Source organism: Tundrisphaera lichenicola (assembly GCF_051175385.1).
Taxonomy (GTDB): Bacteria; Planctomycetota; Planctomycetia; order Isosphaerales; family Isosphaeraceae; genus Tundrisphaera; species Tundrisphaera lichenicola.
Map to the genome: position 1 here is coordinate 1,574,383 of NZ_CP195106.1, position 16,996 is coordinate 1,591,378.

12 protein-coding genes are annotated in these 16,996 nt (G+C 63.3%); 4 read left to right on the forward strand and 8 right to left on the reverse strand.

Annotated features, from left to right (window positions below):
* Positions 1-22: 22 nt before the first annotated feature.
* Positions 23-334: a Dabb family protein gene (locus tag P12x_RS06155; protein WP_435010012.1), complete on the forward strand. Its 312-nt coding sequence runs from the start codon at positions 23-25 to the stop codon at positions 332-334.
* 99 nt (positions 335-433) lie between these two features.
* Here the strand turns inward: P12x_RS06155 and egtB are convergent, their stop codons facing one another.
* The 6 genes from egtB to P12x_RS06185 form a co-directional block, all read right to left on the reverse strand.
* The gene (gene egtB / locus P12x_RS06160) at positions 434-1,747 is read right to left on the reverse strand and encodes an ergothioneine biosynthesis protein EgtB (RefSeq protein WP_435010013.1); all 1,314 of its coding nucleotides are present in this window, start codon (positions 1,745-1,747) and stop codon (positions 434-436) included.
* A gap of 45 nt (positions 1,748-1,792) precedes the next feature.
* Positions 1,793-2,380: a Uma2 family endonuclease gene (locus tag P12x_RS06165; RefSeq protein ID WP_435010014.1), complete on the reverse strand. Its 588-nt coding sequence runs from the start codon at positions 2,378-2,380 to the stop codon at positions 1,793-1,795.
* A 58-nt stretch (positions 2,381-2,438) separates the two neighbouring features.
* A complete protein-coding gene (gene lpdA / locus P12x_RS06170; protein ID WP_435010015.1) occupies positions 2,439-3,872 on the reverse strand; it encodes a dihydrolipoyl dehydrogenase in 1,434 nt (477 codons plus the stop codon).
* A 102-nt stretch (positions 3,873-3,974) separates the two neighbouring features.
* A complete protein-coding gene (gene odhB / locus P12x_RS06175) occupies positions 3,975-5,231 on the reverse strand; it encodes a 2-oxoglutarate dehydrogenase complex dihydrolipoyllysine-residue succinyltransferase (RefSeq protein WP_435010016.1) in 1,257 nt (418 codons plus the stop codon).
* A 5-nt stretch (positions 5,232-5,236) separates the two neighbouring features.
* On the reverse strand, positions 5,237-8,023 hold the full coding sequence (locus tag P12x_RS06180; protein ID WP_435010017.1) for a 2-oxoglutarate dehydrogenase E1 component: 2,787 nt from the start codon (positions 8,021-8,023) through the stop codon (positions 5,237-5,239).
* Positions 8,024-8,281: 258 nt separating this feature from the next.
* The gene (locus P12x_RS06185; RefSeq protein ID WP_435010018.1) at positions 8,282-9,022 is read right to left on the reverse strand and encodes a lipoate--protein ligase family protein; all 741 of its coding nucleotides are present in this window, start codon (positions 9,020-9,022) and stop codon (positions 8,282-8,284) included.
* A 91-nt stretch (positions 9,023-9,113) separates the two neighbouring features.
* Here P12x_RS06185 and P12x_RS06190 point away from each other — a divergent pair, with 91 nt between their 5' ends.
* Complete coding sequence (locus P12x_RS06190) at positions 9,114-9,713, forward strand: hypothetical protein (RefSeq protein ID WP_435010019.1); 600 nt, start codon at positions 9,114-9,116, stop codon at positions 9,711-9,713.
* A gap of 74 nt (positions 9,714-9,787) precedes the next feature.
* On the opposite strand, the gene P12x_RS06195 is transcribed toward P12x_RS06190, so the two are convergent.
* Positions 9,788-10,219 carry a cytochrome c gene (locus P12x_RS06195; protein ID WP_435010020.1) on the reverse strand — a complete coding sequence of 144 codons (432 nt, stop codon included), beginning with the start codon at positions 10,217-10,219 and terminating at the stop codon, positions 9,788-9,790.
* 231 nt (positions 10,220-10,450) lie between these two features.
* Between P12x_RS06195 and purM the strand changes: the two genes are divergently transcribed.
* Positions 10,451-11,527: a phosphoribosylformylglycinamidine cyclo-ligase gene (purM, locus tag P12x_RS06200; protein ID WP_435011636.1), complete on the forward strand. Its 1,077-nt coding sequence runs from the start codon at positions 10,451-10,453 to the stop codon at positions 11,525-11,527.
* Here purM and P12x_RS06205 read toward each other — a convergent pair.
* Positions 11,516-14,809 carry a protein-disulfide reductase DsbD family protein gene (locus tag P12x_RS06205; RefSeq protein WP_435010021.1) on the reverse strand — a complete coding sequence of 1,098 codons (3,294 nt, stop codon included), beginning with the start codon at positions 14,807-14,809 and terminating at the stop codon, positions 11,516-11,518. The two genes, purM and P12x_RS06205, sit on opposite strands and share 12 nt — an antisense overlap.
* A gap of 270 nt (positions 14,810-15,079) precedes the next feature.
* Between P12x_RS06205 and P12x_RS06210 the strand changes: the two genes are divergently transcribed.
* Entirely contained in the window at positions 15,080-16,798 is a 1,719-nt protein-coding gene (locus P12x_RS06210) for a DNA repair helicase XPB (protein ID WP_435010022.1), read from the forward strand.
* Positions 16,799-16,996 lie beyond the last annotated feature (198 nt).

Genomic DNA, 16,996 nt, shown 5'->3' on the forward strand with positions numbered 1-16,996 from the left:
CCCCACCAGCCCGAGTCCGACCATGATCGCCCACAACGTCTTCTTCAAGCTGACCGACGACAGCGAAGCCGCCCGAGTCCGGCTGATTCAGGCCTGCAAGACCTACCTGACCGGCCATCCCGGTCTCGTCTTCTTCGCCGTGGGTGGGGTCGAACCCTCGTTGAGCCGACCGGTCAACGACAAGGATTTCGACGTGGCCCTGCACATGGTTTTCGCCACCCTCAAGGACCAGGACGACTATCAAGTCGCTCCCAGGCACAACCAGTTCATCGCCGAGAACAAGGAGAACTGGGCCAAGGTCCGCGTCTTCGACTCGACGGTCGAGACGGCCTGATCTCCCTTCAACTCACCCCTCACGCCCTCTCCCAAGGGAGAGGGCGGTTGAGAACCCGCGAGCTCGAATCGCCTGGTTCGCGGCGAGTTCAGGGATTAGCTACCGGGGAACGTCGCGGGCGAGACGAACCCCGCTGAATTGCCAGCGAGCTTCGGGCGGGAAGAAGTTCCGATAGCAGGCCCGCATATGGGTCCGAGGTGTCGCGCATGATCCTCCCCGGAGGACCATCTGGTTGCACATGAACTTGCCGTTGTATTCGCCGAGCGCGCCTGCCGCGGGTTGATACCCCGGGTAGGGTGTATACGGGCTCCGGGTCCATTCCCAGACGTCGCCGAACATCTGCAAAGGCTGCTCATCTCCGCGCGGTCCGGTCGCCGGGGCCGGATGATATCGCCCGGATTCGAGGAAGTTCCCATCGATCGGGAGGCCGTTTGCGGCGACTTCCCACTCGGCCTCTGTCGCAAGACGGGCTCCCGACCATCGGGCGAAAGCATCGGCCTCGTAAAAGCTCAGGTGCGTGACCGGCTCATCCAGCTCGACCTCGAGGAACCCGGCCAGGGACATGGTCATCCATGGGCCATCAGCTCGATCCCAGTAGAGCGGGGCCGACCAACCACGGGACTTCCGGGCCGCCCAGCCGTCGGAAAGCCAGAACTCGGGCCGGTCATAGCCGCCATCGGCGATGAAGGAGAGATATTCTCCATTCGTCGAGGGGCGGCTGGCCAGCTCGAAGGGTTCGAGATATTGGCGGTGACTCGGAGACTCATTGTCGAAGGCGAATCCCGTCCCCTGATGTCCAATCTGGTGGACCCCACCGGGATAAGTGATCCAGCCGATCGGCCTCGTGATCGATCGGGAGGTTGGATTCCGTTCGCGATAGATCGGACGGAGCGGATTGCCTGCGAAGGCGTGCTTCAGGTCGGTGACGATCAGTTCCTGGTGCTGTTGTTCGTGGTGGAGTCCGAGTACGACGATTGGTTCCAGGGCCAGCGGCGCGTCGACTTCGACTGTCCCGAGCCAGCCCTCCATCTGTTCGTCGATCTCTCGACGGTAGGCGCGGACCTCGGCAATCGTGGGTCGGGAGAGGAGTCCCCGTCGATCGCGAGCGATCCGCTCGCCGATCGAGTTGTAATAGGAGTTGAAGAGGAAGTTGTACTGCGGGAATCGGGGATGGTAGTCCGACAGGGCCGCTGAGAGGATGAAAGTTTCGAAGAACCAGCTGGTGTGGGCGAAGTGCCACTTGACCGGGCTGGCGTCCGGCATCGACTGGACCACGAAATCCTCGGGCTCCAGGGGCTCTCCAAGCCGTTCGGTCTGGGCTCGGACCGCTCGATATGCATCCAGGAGGGATGAGCCCGTCGAGTGAGTGGGCTTCGACGACTTCGCCGGGCCGGGCGGGGTGATGAGGCTCACGGGTGTTGTTCCTTCCGTTCGGCGAGGGCGGGTCGCGTTGTCGACTCAGATCCGCCAGGTCTGACCTCCATCGGCCCGGACGATCTCGATCGTGGGCCGGCTCTCGCCCGGGACGAGTCGGAAGGTCAAAGGCAGGGCCTGACTGGTCAACAAGGTCGAGTTTTGAGGGGTAGATGCCCCGATCAGAATGAGAAAGCCGTCGATCAAACGATAGAGTTCCAGGGCCCACGGTTGGCGGTCGACAATCAGCAACTCCTTCGTGTTGACCTTGGCGTAAAAGTCAAGCTTTCGACGAGCCAGGTCATTGGGGCTGAGGATCTCGACAGCAAGATTTGGGCCGCCACAGAAATGAGTATCGCAATTTCGCGCGGGATTTCCCGCGAGATAAACCCCGACATCAGGCTCTCGATCGTTGGCCTTCCACCCTTCGACGCGATCGCTGAGATCGAATCCGTTGATCGCTAGTCCACCTCCCGCAAAGGGAAGCGTTTCCTCAAACACCATCCAGAGCTTTTGCCCGATGATCTGGTGTTCGATATTCGCGAGGGGCGACATGACGTAAATTCCATCCCAGACCTCATCGCGGAAGGCGGAGGGCGAGCGTTCCGCCCTCGCCTTCAGCTTTCGGACCATTTCGCGATCCGTGACCAGGAATCCGACGACGAGGTGATCGGGGACTCTCGACGAGTCATCATTTTCCCGCAGCCTTGGCTCGGGGCGCGGAGTGGATCGCACGGGCGTCGACATCGAGTGCGGCCTCCCGGAAGGCTTCGGAGAGCGTGGGGTGGGCGTGGCAGATCCGGGCGATGTCCTCGGCGCTGCCGGCGAATTCCATCGTCGTGACGGCCTCGGCGATCATGTCGGACGCCCTCGGGCCGATGATGTGGACGCCCAGGACTCTGTCCGTCTTCGCATCGGCAATCACCTTGACGATCCCCTCGACCTCGTCCATCGCCTTGGCCCGTCCGTTGGCGATGAAGGGGAACCTTCCGACCTTGTACTCGACCTTACGCTCCTTGGCCTGCTCCTCGGTGATTCCAACGCTGGCCATCTCCGGCCAGGTATAGATGACGCTGGGGATCGTCTCGTAATTGACGTGACCGGCCTTTCCGGCGAGCAGCTCGGCGAACGCCATTCCTTCGTCTTCGGCCTTATGGGCGAGCATCGGGCCGTCGATCAGGTCGCCGATCGCGGAGATTGTGGGGATGTTGGTCCGGAAGTGGGCGTCGGTCAGGACCTTGTTCGACTTCGGATCCACCTTCACGCCCACCGAATCCAGCCCGAGCCCTTCGGTGTAGGGTCGACGTCCGACCGAGACGAGGACACGTTCGCAGTCATACGTCAGGGTCTTGCCGTCCTTGGTCTCGGCGGTGACGGTGGCCCGGCCGTTGGCGACCTTCGCGCCGGTGACCTTGGTCTCCATCTGGAATTCGAGGCCCTGCTTGAGCAGGCTCTTGGCCAGGAGTTGGCCCACTTCGAGATCGGCCATCGGGACGATCCTGGGAAGGAACTCGACGACCGTGACCTTCGCCCCGAGCCGATGCCAGACCGAGCCCAACTCCAGTCCGATGTAACCACCACCCACGACCAGCAGGTGGTCGGGGACCTTATCGAAGGTGAGGGCCTCGGTCGAGCCGACGATCACTTTCCCATCGAAGGGGAGGAACGGAAGCTGGATCGGAGCCGATCCGGTGGCCAGGAGGATGTGGGCCGTTTCCAGCGTGGTCTCGGTCCCCTCGTCGTCCTTGACGACCACGGAAGTCGGAGAGGCGACCCGACCCGTCCCGAAGACGGTGGTAATCCCTTGCTTGCGGAACAGGAACCGAACGCCTTCGGTCAGCTCCTTGACGACCGTATCCTTCCGGGCGAGCATGGCCGGTAGGTCGAGCCCCACGTTTCCGACCTTGATCCCATGCTTGGCGAACCGATGAGTCGCCAGGTGGTAAAGCTCGCTTGAGTCGAGCAGGGCCTTGCTGGGGATGCAGCCGATATTCAGGCAAGTCCCGCCGAGGCTGGACCGCTTCTCGACGCAGGCCACCTTCATGCCGAGCTGGGCCGCCCGAATCGCGGCAACGTAACCGCCGGGCCCGGCACCAATCACCACCAGGTCGTAACGCTCGGCCACCGCAGGCTCCTTCGTGTGTGTGCGAGGCCGGGCCGGGTGTCGCTCGACGGAGCGACACCCGGCCCGGCCCTGAGTCCTTGTCTCATTCTAGACGCGGCGCGATCAGAGTTCGAGCATCAGGCGCTCGGGACTCTCGATGCACTCCTTGATCCGGACGAGGAAGCTGACCGCCTCGCGACCATCGACGATCCGGTGATCGTAAGAGAGGGCCAGATACATCATGGGCCGGATCACGACCTGGTCGTCGACGGCGATGGGACGCTTCTGGATCGCATGCATCCCCAGGATCCCGCTCTGGGGCGGGTTGAGGATCGGTGTCGATAGCAGCGAGCCGAAGACGCCGCCGTTGGTGATCGTGAAGGTCCCGCCCTGGAGGTCCGAGACCGCGATGGTCCCCTCGCGAGCCTTGACCGCAAACTGGCCGATCGCCTTCTCGATCCCCGCGAAGCTCAGCTTGTCGGCGTCGCGGATCACCGGGACCATCAGGCCACGCTCGGTGCTGACCGCCACGCCAATGTCATAGGCATGGTTGGTGACGATCTCATTCCCTTCGATCCGGCCGTTGACGTTGGGGAAGGCCTTCAAGGCCTCGATCGTGGCCTTGATGAAGAACGACGAGAACCCCAGTCCGATGCCATGCTTGGCCTTGAAGCTGTCCTTGTATTTGGCCCGGAGCTCCATGACCTGCGACATGTCGGCTTCGTTGAAGGTCGTCAGGATCGCGGCGGTATGCTGGGCTTCGACGAGCCGCTGGGCGATCTTCTGGCGGAGCCCGCTCATCCGCTTCCGCGACTCTCGAGGACCGGAGTTGGGAGCGGGTACCGGGGCGGGAGAATCCGTCGAGGTGGCCGGGGCCACCGGTCGGGGCGTCTCCAGGTGGGCCAGGACATCCCCCTTCGTCAGACGCCCCTCGCGACCGGTCCCTTCGATCCTGGAAGGATCGGTTCCGGATTCCTCGACGATCCGGCGGACCGACGGGGCGAGAGGCATCGTGGCGACGCCACCATTGCTGGTCGACCCATCAACGGGCCGGACCTCGGGAGCAGCAGGCTTCGAGGGGGGCTCCACCGCCTTCGAGGGCGCGGGCTTGGCCGGCTCGGGAGCCTTGGCGGTGGGAACTCCATCCGGGTCGATCGAGCCGATCACGGCTTCGACGGCCACGGTGGTCCCCTCGGCAACCTGGATCTTCAGGGTTCCTGCGGCCGGGGAGATGAAGACCTGGCTGGCCTTGTCGGTCTCCAGCTCGTAGAGCGGCTCGCCGGATTTGACGACCGAGCCATCGGGCTTGAGCCAGTTGGCGAGGATGCCCTCGGTGATCGACTCGCTGACTTGCGGGACCTTGATCGGGACGGCGGCCATCAGACTCAGTCCTTGCTCGTGAGGGCGACGACCGGGCGGGCCGGCTTCGCCGAGACCAGATGCGGGATGGCGGCCCCGATGGCGGCCTCGACCAGTTCTTTCTGCTCTCGATCGTGGATCGTGTGGGAGCCGGTGGCCGGGCTGGCGCTGGCGTCTCGGCCGACATACTGGAAATTCTTGCCGGTCAACTCGCGGAGCCTGGCGTCGACGAAGGTCCAGCCGCCCATGTTTTGCGACTCTTCCTGGCACCAGACGAACTCGCGGGCTTCTCGATAGCGATCGAGGGCCGCCTTGAGGATCTCGCCCGGCCAGGGGAAGAATTGCTCCAGCCGGAGGATCGCGACCTCTCGCTCGTTGTTCGACTTCTCTCGGCGGGCGATCAGGTCGTAATAGACTTTGCCCGAGCAGAGGACCACCCGCTTGACCCGATCGGCGGGCATCGGGTCGTCGATCACCTCCTGGAAGCGGCCGGTCGCGAGGTCTTTGAGCGTCGAGACCGCCTGCTTGGCCCGGAGGAGGCTCTTGGGCGTCATGACGATCAAGGGCTTGCGGAAGTCCCGTCGGACCTGGCGTCTGAGGAGGTGGAAATACTGGGCGGGGGTCGTCGGGTAGACGACCTGGATATTGTCCTCGGCACAAAGTGCCAGGAATCGTTCGAGCCGGGCGCTGGAGTGTTCGGGCCCTTGGCCCTCGTAGCCGTGGGGCAGGAGCATGACCAGGCCGCTGGCCCGGCCCCACTTCGATTCGGCCGAGGCGATGAACTGGTCGATGATCACCTGGGCACCGTTGGCGAAGTCGCCGAACTGGGCCTCCCAGAGGATCAGCATGTTCGGCTCGTCCAGCGAGTAGCCGTAATCGAAGCCCAGGACGGCCGCCTCGGAGAGGAGGCTGTCGTAGACGCAGATCTCGGCCTTCTGGCCTGGCATGGTATTCAGCGGGATGTACGGATCCCCATTCGTCCCGTCTACCAGGACAGCGTGGCGATGGCTGAATGTCCCTCGCCGGCTGTCCTGCCCACTCAGGCGGACCGGGGTGCCTTCGATCAGGAGCGAGCCGAAAGCCAGGGTCTCGCCGAAACCCCAGTCGATCCCCTCGCCAGACTCCATGACCTTCAGGCGGGCGTCGAGCTGCCGGCGGATCTTGGGGTTTACGTGGAAATCTTCTGGGACGGCGGAGGTCGCCTCGGCGATTTGCTGGAGGGTCTCGACCGGCACTCCGGTCTCGATCGGGGCGAAAGAATAGGTGGGGGTGTATCCCTTCCAGTACCCGCCGAAGCCCGGAGTCTGCGGGATCTTGGCGGCGTGGTCGTGGACCTCGTCGTAGACCGCCTGGAGCTTGTCGCCGAAGGTCTCGGCGATCGTCTCGGCCTCTTCCCCGGAAAGCTCGCCGGATTGGATCAGTTTCTCGGTATAAATCGCGCGGATGGTCGGTCGCTTCTGGATCTGGGCGTACATCAGGGGCTGGGTGAACGCCGGCTCGTCATTTTCGTTGTGGCCGTGCTTCCGGTAGCAGACCAGGTCGATCACGACGTCCTGCCCGAAGGTCTCGCGGAAGTCGAGCGCCAGCTCGGCCACATAGACCACGGCCTCGGGATCCTCGCCGTTCACGTGGAAGATCGGGACCTCGATCATCTTGGCGACGTCGGTGCAGTATCGGGTCGACCGGCTGTCGACCGGCGAGGTCGTGAAGCCGATCTGATTATTCACCACGATGTGCACGGTCCCGCCCGTCCGGTACCCTCGGAGCTGCGAGAGGTTCAAGGTCTCGGCGACCAGCCCCTGCCCGGCGAACGCGGCGTCCCCGTGGATCAGGACCGGCAGCCCCAGTTTCCGGTCGCGATCCTTGAATCGGCGCTGCTTGGCCCGGACTCGACCCTCGACGACCGGGTTGACCGCTTCCAGGTGGCTGGGATTGGGCGTCAGGGAAAGGTGGACGGTGTGGTTGTCGGCGGTGACGTGGTCGGCCGAGAAGCCCAGGTGATACTTCACGTCGCCGTCGCCGGCATACGTCTCGGGCTGGTTGTCCTCGAACTCGCTGAAGATCATCCCATAGGGCTTATCCAGCGTGTTGGCCAGCACGTTGAGCCGCCCTCGGTGCGGCATCCCCAGGACGATCTCCTTGACTCCGAATTTCGCCGACCGTTCGATGACCGCGTCGAGCAGCGGGATCAGGGTCTCGCCCCCTTCGAGCGAGAACCGCTTGGCCCCGACATAGTGCGTGTGGAGGAAGGTCTCGAAAACCTCGGCCGCATTGAGCTTGAGGATGATCCGGCGCTTCTGGCGGATATCCAGTTGAGGCTGATTCCGGCTCGATTCCATCCTCTCGCGGAGCCAGGTGCGGATCTGGGGGTTCCGGATGTGCATGTACTCGACGCCGATCGACCCGCAATACGTTTGTCGGAGCGCGGCGATGAGATCGCGAAGCGTGGCCTGGGGCGGGTCGAAGAGCTTGGTATGGAAGGTCCGATCGAGATCAGCCTCCGAGAGGCCGAAGCTGGATAGGTCGAGCAGGCCCGCCGGGTCGCCCGGTCGGCTGAGCTGTAGAGGATCGAGGTCGGCAAGATAGTGGCCGACCTCGCGATAGGCATCGATCAGGCGGGTGACGGCGGCTTGCGCCGCCCCGTCATCGGCAGGGGCTCCGGTGGCTTGACCCTCGCCGGAGAGGGCCAGGCTGAAGCCCTCGCAGAACGCTTGCCAGGTCGAGTCGACCGAGTTCGGGTCGTCGCTCCACCTTCGATAAATGTCGTCGATCAGCTCGAGATTCCACCGGTTCGCGACCGTCGAGCGATTCATGGGAGCGTGATCCCCACCTGGGTCGCGACTGGGACGCGGCCCGTGTCGATTGGGCAGATTGTGCCGGGAACCCGATCGAAGCCCGGGATGTTCCCGCCTCGGCCCGGTTTTCCCAGCATAACGCAAACCGGAGTCTACCCAAACCCCGATCGAAGCCCGTCTTCTTCAGTATAGTGGAGCCTGAGCCGGCCGGAAGGGTCCTGAGAAGATCTGGGACTTTTTCCGGACCCGAAAAGGTCCATTATCCTATATCTACGGTCAAAGTCGCTCGATCCACTCAACCTTCGAAAATTTTGTCACAAGTAGCTTTTGGACAATATCTTCGGGAATTGTAGGGGATGACGATCCGGGATCATCCTCCAGCCAGACGATTTTCAGGGCTTTCAAGAGCCGTTCCCGGGAGATCGGAATATTAGTCAGGAAATCGGCATGAGACCGATTCCTCCGATAATCAGGTTTTCTGGATGGCTGCCTCGTGTATTGTTCCACCCGATCGAGCGGAAAGTCGTAGAGCAGGCTGGCATGGACGAGGAGATTGCGCCGGAGTCGTCGCTGGGCACTCCCCGAAAATTTGCGATCTCCGAGGGTGAGGTCTCCCGATCCGAGGACTTCCACCGACGGACAATCGACGCGAAGGCCCTGGGCTGTCCGTTCGAGAATCAGGCGTTGGGCCTGGTCGACGGTCCTCAATTCGGGGGCGGAATCGATCGGCATCACGATCGTGAAATTGAGGGCTCCCGGCCCGATCACGACCGTACCCCCTCCGCTCGATCTCCGGGCGATCGGGACGCCGTCGGCCTCGCAGGCCTCGCGGCGAACATCCTCGTTGATCCGGCCGGATGCCCCTAGGACGATGGCCAGGTGGTCCAGCTCCCAGACTCGCAGCAAGGCCGGCCCGCCTCGCTCTTCGGCCTCCAAAAGCAGGGCTTCGTCCAGGGCCAGGTTCTCGCCCACGGTCGCCAAGGTGATGTCGAGATAGCGGAAGATCGGCCAGTTCATCAGAATCCGGGCAACCTCTTGTTCAGGCCGAACTGAGCGGGGATCATCTCCTCGATCTACTGTCCTGGCTCGTTCCTCGGAGAATCGACGAATGTCCGAAGATCTGCCCGAACTCTATCGCCACGACCAGTTCATTGCTCGGCGTCAGGTCTTCAAGCTGTTCGGTGCGGGGTTCACGATCTATAGCCTGGACGGCCAGGTCCTGGCCTCGTCGATCCAGAAGGCCTTCCGCCTCAAGGAAGATATCCGGGTCGCTGCGGGGCCTACCGGAGGTCCGGAGATCCTCCAGATCGCGGCCGATCGGATCATCGACTTCAGTGCGGCTTATCGGGTCACCGATGTTCGGATCGGGGAGCCGATCGGGACGCTCCGGCGGAAGGGCTGGAGTTCGATGTTCCGGGATTCCTGGGAGATTCTCGATGCTTCGGGCATCGTCCGGGGCCGGGTGACCGAGGACAGCGGCTGGAAGGCGGCCGCGCGGCGGATGATCGAATTTGCCTCGTTCTTCCTCCCACAGACGTTTCATATCGAGGTCGAAGGGCGTGTCGTGGGGACGATGCAGCAGAATTTTAACCCATTCGTCCAGAAATACTTCGTCGACCTGACTCAAGACGCCGAAGCGATTTTGCCCCGGCAACTCGCGGTGGCCACGGTGATCCTGCTGCTGGCCGTCGAGGATCGGCAGGGCTGATCGGAATTGATGGAGATCGCCTCGCCGCCCGGACGATCGGGCGGCGAGGCGTGTCCCGAGCCGGTCCGGAAATTTTATTCGTCCGACTTGAAGACCGCGTGACAGGCGGCGCAGGTCTTGTTGTACGGGGTGAAGGCATCCTTGACGTCGGCCAGGGCGACGTCCTCCTTGGCGGCGACCTTCGACAGCTCCTCGGCCGACTTGATCATGTCGTCCATCAGCTTCTCCCACTCGGCGATGGGCTTCTTCTCCTTCTCGGCCGAATCCTTGATCGCGCGCGCTTCCTTGGCGAGCTTGACGATCTCGTCGGCGTTCTTGGAGATGGTCGAGCCGCTCTTCTTGAACTCGGTGGCGGTCCGGATCGACTTCCTGATGGCGTTGTGCTTCGAGCTGACCTTTTCCATGATCTTGCCGGTCGGCGACTCGTCGTCGTCGAAATCGGAGGCGAAGGCCAGGCTGCCGATCAGGCCGAGGGTGACCGTCAGGACTGCGAATTTTCGCAACATACTGCATAGCTCCGAGGGTTTTCGTGGGATCTAGGTAGGGCAGGCATTCGGGGTGTGATCCAACCTGCGGGTTAGGTCCACCATAAAGGTTAGGTCGCGTCGGATCAAGCGTCATGCCATCGGCCCTGGGCCGGGCGTTTCGCGATGGACCCTTTCCGGGGTACACTAGTCGGCCCGCCCACCGGGCGCGATCCGAAGACCCGAAGCCGAACCCAAGCCCCGCGGATGACCATGCCCGAGCCGATCGACTACAAGTCTTCCGGCGTCGACCTCGACGCCTATGAAGAGACGATGGCCCTGCTCCCCCGGCTCCTCAAGCGGACGTACACCCCTCGAGTGATCGAGTGGCCGGGCGGGTTCGCCGGACTATTCCGGCTCGACGCCAACATCGGGCTGTTCACCCGGACCTATCGCGACCCGGTCCTAGTCGCCTCGACCGACGGGGTGGGAACCAAGTTGAAGCTGGCCTTCGCCACCGGTCGGCACGAAACGGTCGGCATCGACCTGGTGGCGATGTCGGTCAACGACTGCCTCTGTGCCGGGGCCGAACCTCTCCTGTTTCTCGACTATGTCGCCATGAGCCGCGACGACCCGAAACTGACCGAGAAGGTGGTGCAGGGGATCTCCGACGGCTGCGTCGAGGCCGAGTGTGCCCTGCTCGGCGGCGAGACCGCGATCTTGCCCGATTTCTACCACAACGGTGAGTACGATCTGGCCGGCTTCTGCCTGGGCGTGGTCGACCGCAAGCAGATCCTCGACGGCAAGGAAATCCGGCCCGGCGACAAGGTGATCGGCCTGGCCAGCTCGGGGTTGCACTCCAACGGCTATAGCCTGGCACGAAAGCTGGCCTTCGACGGGGCGGGCCTCCAGCCCGACTCGTTCGTCCCCGAACTGGGATGCACGGTCGCCGACGAGTTCCTCCGGCCGACCCGGCTTTATGTCCGGGCCCTGAAGACGGTCTACCGCCACTATCGGGTCAAGCGGATCGTCCACGGGATCGCCCACATCACCGGGGGCGGTTTGATCGACAATCCCCCTCGAATTCTGCCCGAAGGTTGCGGGATCCGCCTCCGGAAGTCGTGGGATATCCCCAAGGTCTTCCCCTGGCTCCAGTCGATCGGCAACGTCCCCGACGCCGAGATGTTCCGCGTCTTCAACATGGGGATCGGCATGGTCCTGATCGTCGCCGAATATTACGCCGACGCGATCACTCGCTACCTCCGATCCGAGGTCGACCTCCCCGCCTGGGTGATCGGCGAGGTGGTCGACGGCGAGAAGACGGTCGAGTGGGACGAATCACCGGCCTGAGCCCAACTGGGCGACCTTGCCGCCCTCCAGATGGCGGTCGAGCGCCCCCTTGAGGAACGCGGAGAAGACCTCGGGAGAGACCTTGCCGCCGAGCTTGCCGAGGACCTTCCCCTCGCCATCGAGCGCGACGTAGTTGGGGTTGGTGACTTCGTCGAACAATCTGGCTTCGAGGTCGATATTCTTCTCGGCCAATTCGATCCTGTCTTCCTGCCGGATCGACTTGATGGGGACGGTATCGGTGTAGAGCTGGATCGTGACGAACTTCTTGAGGAGATCCACCACCTCGGGACGGGGCAGGACCTCCTGCTCCATCAATCGACAGTTGGCGCAGTTGACCCCGGTGAAGTCGATCAGGACGGGGCGATTCTCCGCCTTCGCCCGTTCCAGAGCTCCCTCGTAGCTCATCCCCCAGGCAACCCCGTGGAAGGCGGTCTGCTCGCGCTCGGCTTGCTTGGGATCGTTGGACGTGGCGGGTTTGGCGAGCATCTCGCCCCCTCCACTGCCGCCGATGCATTCGGGAGCCTTTAGCTCGCCCGCGTCGGCCGGCAGAAGTCCCACGACGAGATACCAGATCTTGTTCTGCGGGGGACGGCCGAAGAGGGCGGGGGCCAGGAACAGGGCCAGGCTCAGGAAGAGCCAGCCGCCGATCATCCGGCCCGGCCCGACCTTCACGTCCTCGTAATCGTGGTCGGTCCGGAAGAGGCCCAGGAGATAGATCCCGCAGATCAGGGCCAGGACGACCCAGAGGGTCAGGACGGTGTAGGCATTGAACCAGGCCTCGTTCGGGACCACGAAGTAGGTCTCGGCCGTGTTCAGGAACTTGAACGCTGCGCCGATCTCGATCAGGCCGCCGACCACCTTCACGGTGTTCATCCAGTCGCCGCTCTTGGGCATCTTCGCCAGGAGTCCGGGAGAAAGGGCTAGCAAGAAGAACGGGAAGGCCAGGACCGAGGCGAACGTGGCCAGGCCGATTACCGGATAGAGCAATTGCCCCTTGGCCGCCATCACCAGCAGGACCCCCACGACCGGGAAGGTGCAGGTGAACGAGGTGATCGTCAGGGTGAGGGCCATGAACATGACCCCGATCAGCCCCCCCTTACCTTCTCCCTTGGCCGATGCATTGAGCATGAAGCTCGGCAGGCTGATCTCGAACAGCCCGAGCAGACTCAGGCCGAATACGAGGAAGAGAGCGGCGACGCCCAGGTTGAGCCAGGGATTGTTCGCCAGCTTGGAGAGCGATGCGGCCCCGAAGGTGATCGAGAAGAGGAGCCCGATCGCCATGAAGATCCCGATGATCGACAGGCAATAAGTGATAGCCAGGCCGGTCGTCGAGCCGTTCTTCTTCTGCCCCTGCTTGACGAAGAAATTCACCGTCACCGGGATCATCGGCCAGACACACGGCATCGCCAGGGCGAACAGTCCGCCCCCGGCGCAGAACAGGAGGAAGGCGAGGAATCCATCTTCGGGGGCCGTGCCCGTCGCTGAATCGGAAGACTCGCCGTTCGAATCCGATTTCTGAGTGACGTCCGTTTCCGGGACAGGGACGCTCGCCACGACCGGCGCTTTCGTGTTCGTCGGGGCTGGGTTGGGGTTCGAGGGGGAAGCCTCCGTCAAGGGCACGGGAGCCGCCGCGACCGGCCCTCCCTCCAGGACTTCGATCTCGGCGGCGGGGAGGGTCAGGCGAGTGGGCAGTGAACAACTGGCGTTCGTGCAGATCATATAGCTGATCTGGGCACGGACCGATTTCGAGCCGGGCGAAGTCCCCGCCGGAATCTCAAGGGGGAGGCTCCAGGAGACTTCATCCTCATAGAATTCGAGGAAGGGGAGGTTCTGGAACGCCTCGTCTTTCTTCTTGAGAGGTGGTCGGGAAGGCGTCCACTCCTCTCCCTTGGCCACGAGTCCCGCCGGATCGAAGAGATCGAACGAGGTAAACTTGGGGCCGTTGGCCGGTGGATCGTTTGTGAACTTGTAGATGTGCCAGGGGGCGTCGATCTTCGCCTTCACCGTCAGCGTGACGGTCTCGCCTGGTTTTGCCTTCGCAGGGGTGATCTCGGTCGAGAAGGTCGTTGGCTTCGTCTTGATCCGGCTATCTTTGAGCTTCGGTTTGGCTTCTTCGGTCGGGGCGGCCTGGGTCACGGCCGGAACCGGCGAATCGCCTTCGACGATTTCCACCTCGGCCGGAGGAGGGGTGGTTCGGGTCGGGGGAGTGCAATTGGTATCCGTGCAGAGCATGTAGCCGACCTGGACGCCGACCGATTTGGTTCCGGGGGCGGTTCCCGATGGAACTTCGAGCGGTAGGCTCCAGGAAACCTCGTCCTCGTAAAATTCGAGGAACGGAATATCGGCGAATGCCGAGTCCTTCTTCTTGATAGGCTCCCTGGAAGGAGTCCACTCCTCTCCCTTCGGCACCAGTCCGGCCGGGTCGAAGAGATCGAACGAGGTCAACTTCGGACCGTCCTCGGGCTGGGTCGCCGAGAACTTGTAGATGTGCCAGGAAGCATTGATCCTGGCCGTGACCTTCAGAGTGACCGTTTCGCCCGCCTTGGCCTTCGCCGGGCTGATCTCGGTCGTGAAGGTCACCTGCTTCGACTGGATCCGACTGTCCTTGGCTTTCGGCTTGGTTGGCTCGGCCGGGGCGTCCTGAGCCAGGATGGTCAAGGCTGCGGCGATCCCCAAATTAGTAGGAGGAAGTAGGCTGGAGGAGGGGCCGGGCAGGATGGTCAGTTCGACCTCGGGCAGGGTCCACTGGCCGGGGATGCTGCAATTCTCGTCCGAGCAGATCATGTATCCGGCCTGGCAACGGAGGGTCTTCTTGCCCGGTTCGGACTTGGCGGGCACCTTGAGCTTGATGCTCCAGGTCACTTCCTCTTCGAAGTATTCGAGGAAGGGGATATCCGGGAAGGCCGGCTCCTTCTTGCGGATCGGATCCTCCGAGGCCGTCCAGTCCCCCTGGGTCGTCAGTCCGGCAGTGTCGAAGAAATCGAACTGGGTCAGCCTGGGCCCGTCCTCGAGTTGCTTCTTCGAGTACTTGTAGATGTGCCAGGAATCGTCCAGCTTGGCCGTGACGCTATAGGTGACAGTTTTGCCCGGTCGGGCGGTCTCGGGCGAGACGGACGCGGTCAGGACGGCCTGCTTGGGTCGGATCCTGGCCGAGCTATCCTTGCGGGTTGGCTTCTTCTCGTCGGCCGCGTCCGCCGGGCTCGCGACGAAAGCGACCGACGCGCTCAGCAGCGCGAAGCCCGCCAGGAGGGCGAACCTTCGACCGTCCCGTTGGTTCAGCATGGCAACTCGTCCCCTCGAAACCGACCCGATCCATATCTCTGATAATCCAACGTCGCTTTCATCGTAAGGGACTCCAACGGACCCGGCAAGCCGATCCCCTTCGATGGGCGCCGGTCGGGCTCGCCGGAGAGGCATCGCCGCCGGGCGCGATTCGAATGGCGCGCCCACTCGCGATGCCGGCCTTGCGAGCCGGGGCCGGTGCGTCTACGATGACAGTTTCGGCGCCAGGCGCGTTGGCCCGGATCGTGGACCCCGGTCGGCAAGGAGCCCATGCAGTACAATCCCGCCAATCCGCTCATCGTCCAAGGTGATCGCACGGTCCTTCTGGAAGTCGACAACCCGCTCTATGCCGAGGCCCGAGACGCCCTGGCCCCTTTCGCCGAGCTGGAAAAAAGCCCCGAGCACATTCACACTTATCGCCTGTCGCCCCTCTCCCTCTGGAACGCCGCCGCGGCCGGGATGTCGGCCGACGCGATGGTGGATGCCCTCTCGACCTACAGCAAGTTCCCGCTCCCGCCCACCCTGGCGGTCGACCTGGCCGAACTTGTTGGGCGGTACGGGCGCGTACGGCTGGTCCGGCAGGAGGGGGCGCTCCGCCTGGTCACCAACGACAAGGCGCTCCTGGAGGAGCTGGCCCGCCGGAAGGAAGTCCGCCAGTATCTTGGGGATCGGATCGACGAGACCAGCTTCGCCATCGACGACACCTTTCGGGGCATTCTCAAGCAAGCTCTGATTGCCGTCGGTTACCCGGCCGAGGACCTCGCCGGGTACACCGAGGGGGCCGGCCTGGAAGTGGTCCTCCGGGACAAGTCGGCGGCCGGGCACCCCTTCAAGGTCCGCGACTATCAGAGGATGGCCGTCGACGCCTTCCACGCCGGGGGCGACGTCCGGGGTGGTTCGGGCGTGATCGTCCTCCCTTGCGGCGCGGGCAAGACCATCGTCGGCATCGCGGCCCTGGCACTCCTCAAGAAGAATACGCTGGTCCTGACCACCAGCACCACCTCGGTCGAGCAGTGGTATCGCGAGATCCTCGACAAGACCGACCTCGACGAGTCGATGGTCGCCACCTACACCGGTGAATCCAAGGCGATCGCCCCGGTGACCCTGGCCACCTATCAGATCGTCACATTCCGGCCCAAGAAGGATGGCGACTTCCCCCACTTCAAGCTCTTCAACGAGCGCGACTGGGGACTGATCATCTACGATGAAGTCCACCTCCTGCCCGCGCCCGTCTTCCGGGTGACCGCCGAGATCCAGGCCCGTCGGCGACTCGGCCTGACCGCGACCCTCGTCCGCGAAGACGGTCGCGAGGAAGACGTCTTCTCCCTGATCGGCCCCAAGAAGTACGACGTCCCCTGGCGAGTCCTGGAGCAGAAGGGCTGGATCGCCGAGGCCAAGTGCCACGAGGTCCGGATCGCACTTCCCGCGACCGAGCGGATGGACTATGCCGTGGCCGAGTGGCGCGACAAGTTCCGCCTGGCAAGCGAGAATCCGATCAAGGACGAACTGGTCGAGAAACTTCTCGAACGTCACGACGGCCCCGACGATCGGGTCATCATCATCGGCCAGTACCTCAAGCAGATCCGCCGGATCGCCGACCGTTTCAAACTTCCCCTGATCACCGGGGCGACGGGAAACAATGAGCGCGAGGATCTCTATCGGAGGTTCCGGACCGGCGAGGTCAAGCGGATGGTCCTCTCCAAGGTCGGCAACTTCGCCATCGACCTGCCCGACGCCAACGTGATGGTCCAGGTCTCCGGGACGTTCGGCTCTCGCCAGGAAGAAGCCCAGCGCCTCGGGCGGATCCTTCGGCCCAAAGGCGGGGACGATGTTGCCCACTTCTACACGCTGGTCACCCGCGACACCCGCGAGATGGATTTCGCCCACCACCGGCAGCTCTTCCTGACCGAGCAGGGGTATAGTTACGAGATTCTGGACGAAGGAGACGTGAAGGCGGCTCCGACGGGGGTGAATGGGTCGAAGTCTTGAGAGGCAAGGAGGCCATGCGCAAGATTTGCTGGACAACCCGGCGTACCACGCTGCTGACCGTGATACTGGCTCTCATGCTGGGCCTGGGTTGGCCGGCGTTGTCGATTTATCGATTGCCGGAACCGCACATCCACGTCTGGGTCAGATCGAAACCGGGAATCTCGACGGAGATTCGTGACAATATGCGGATCCTTCACA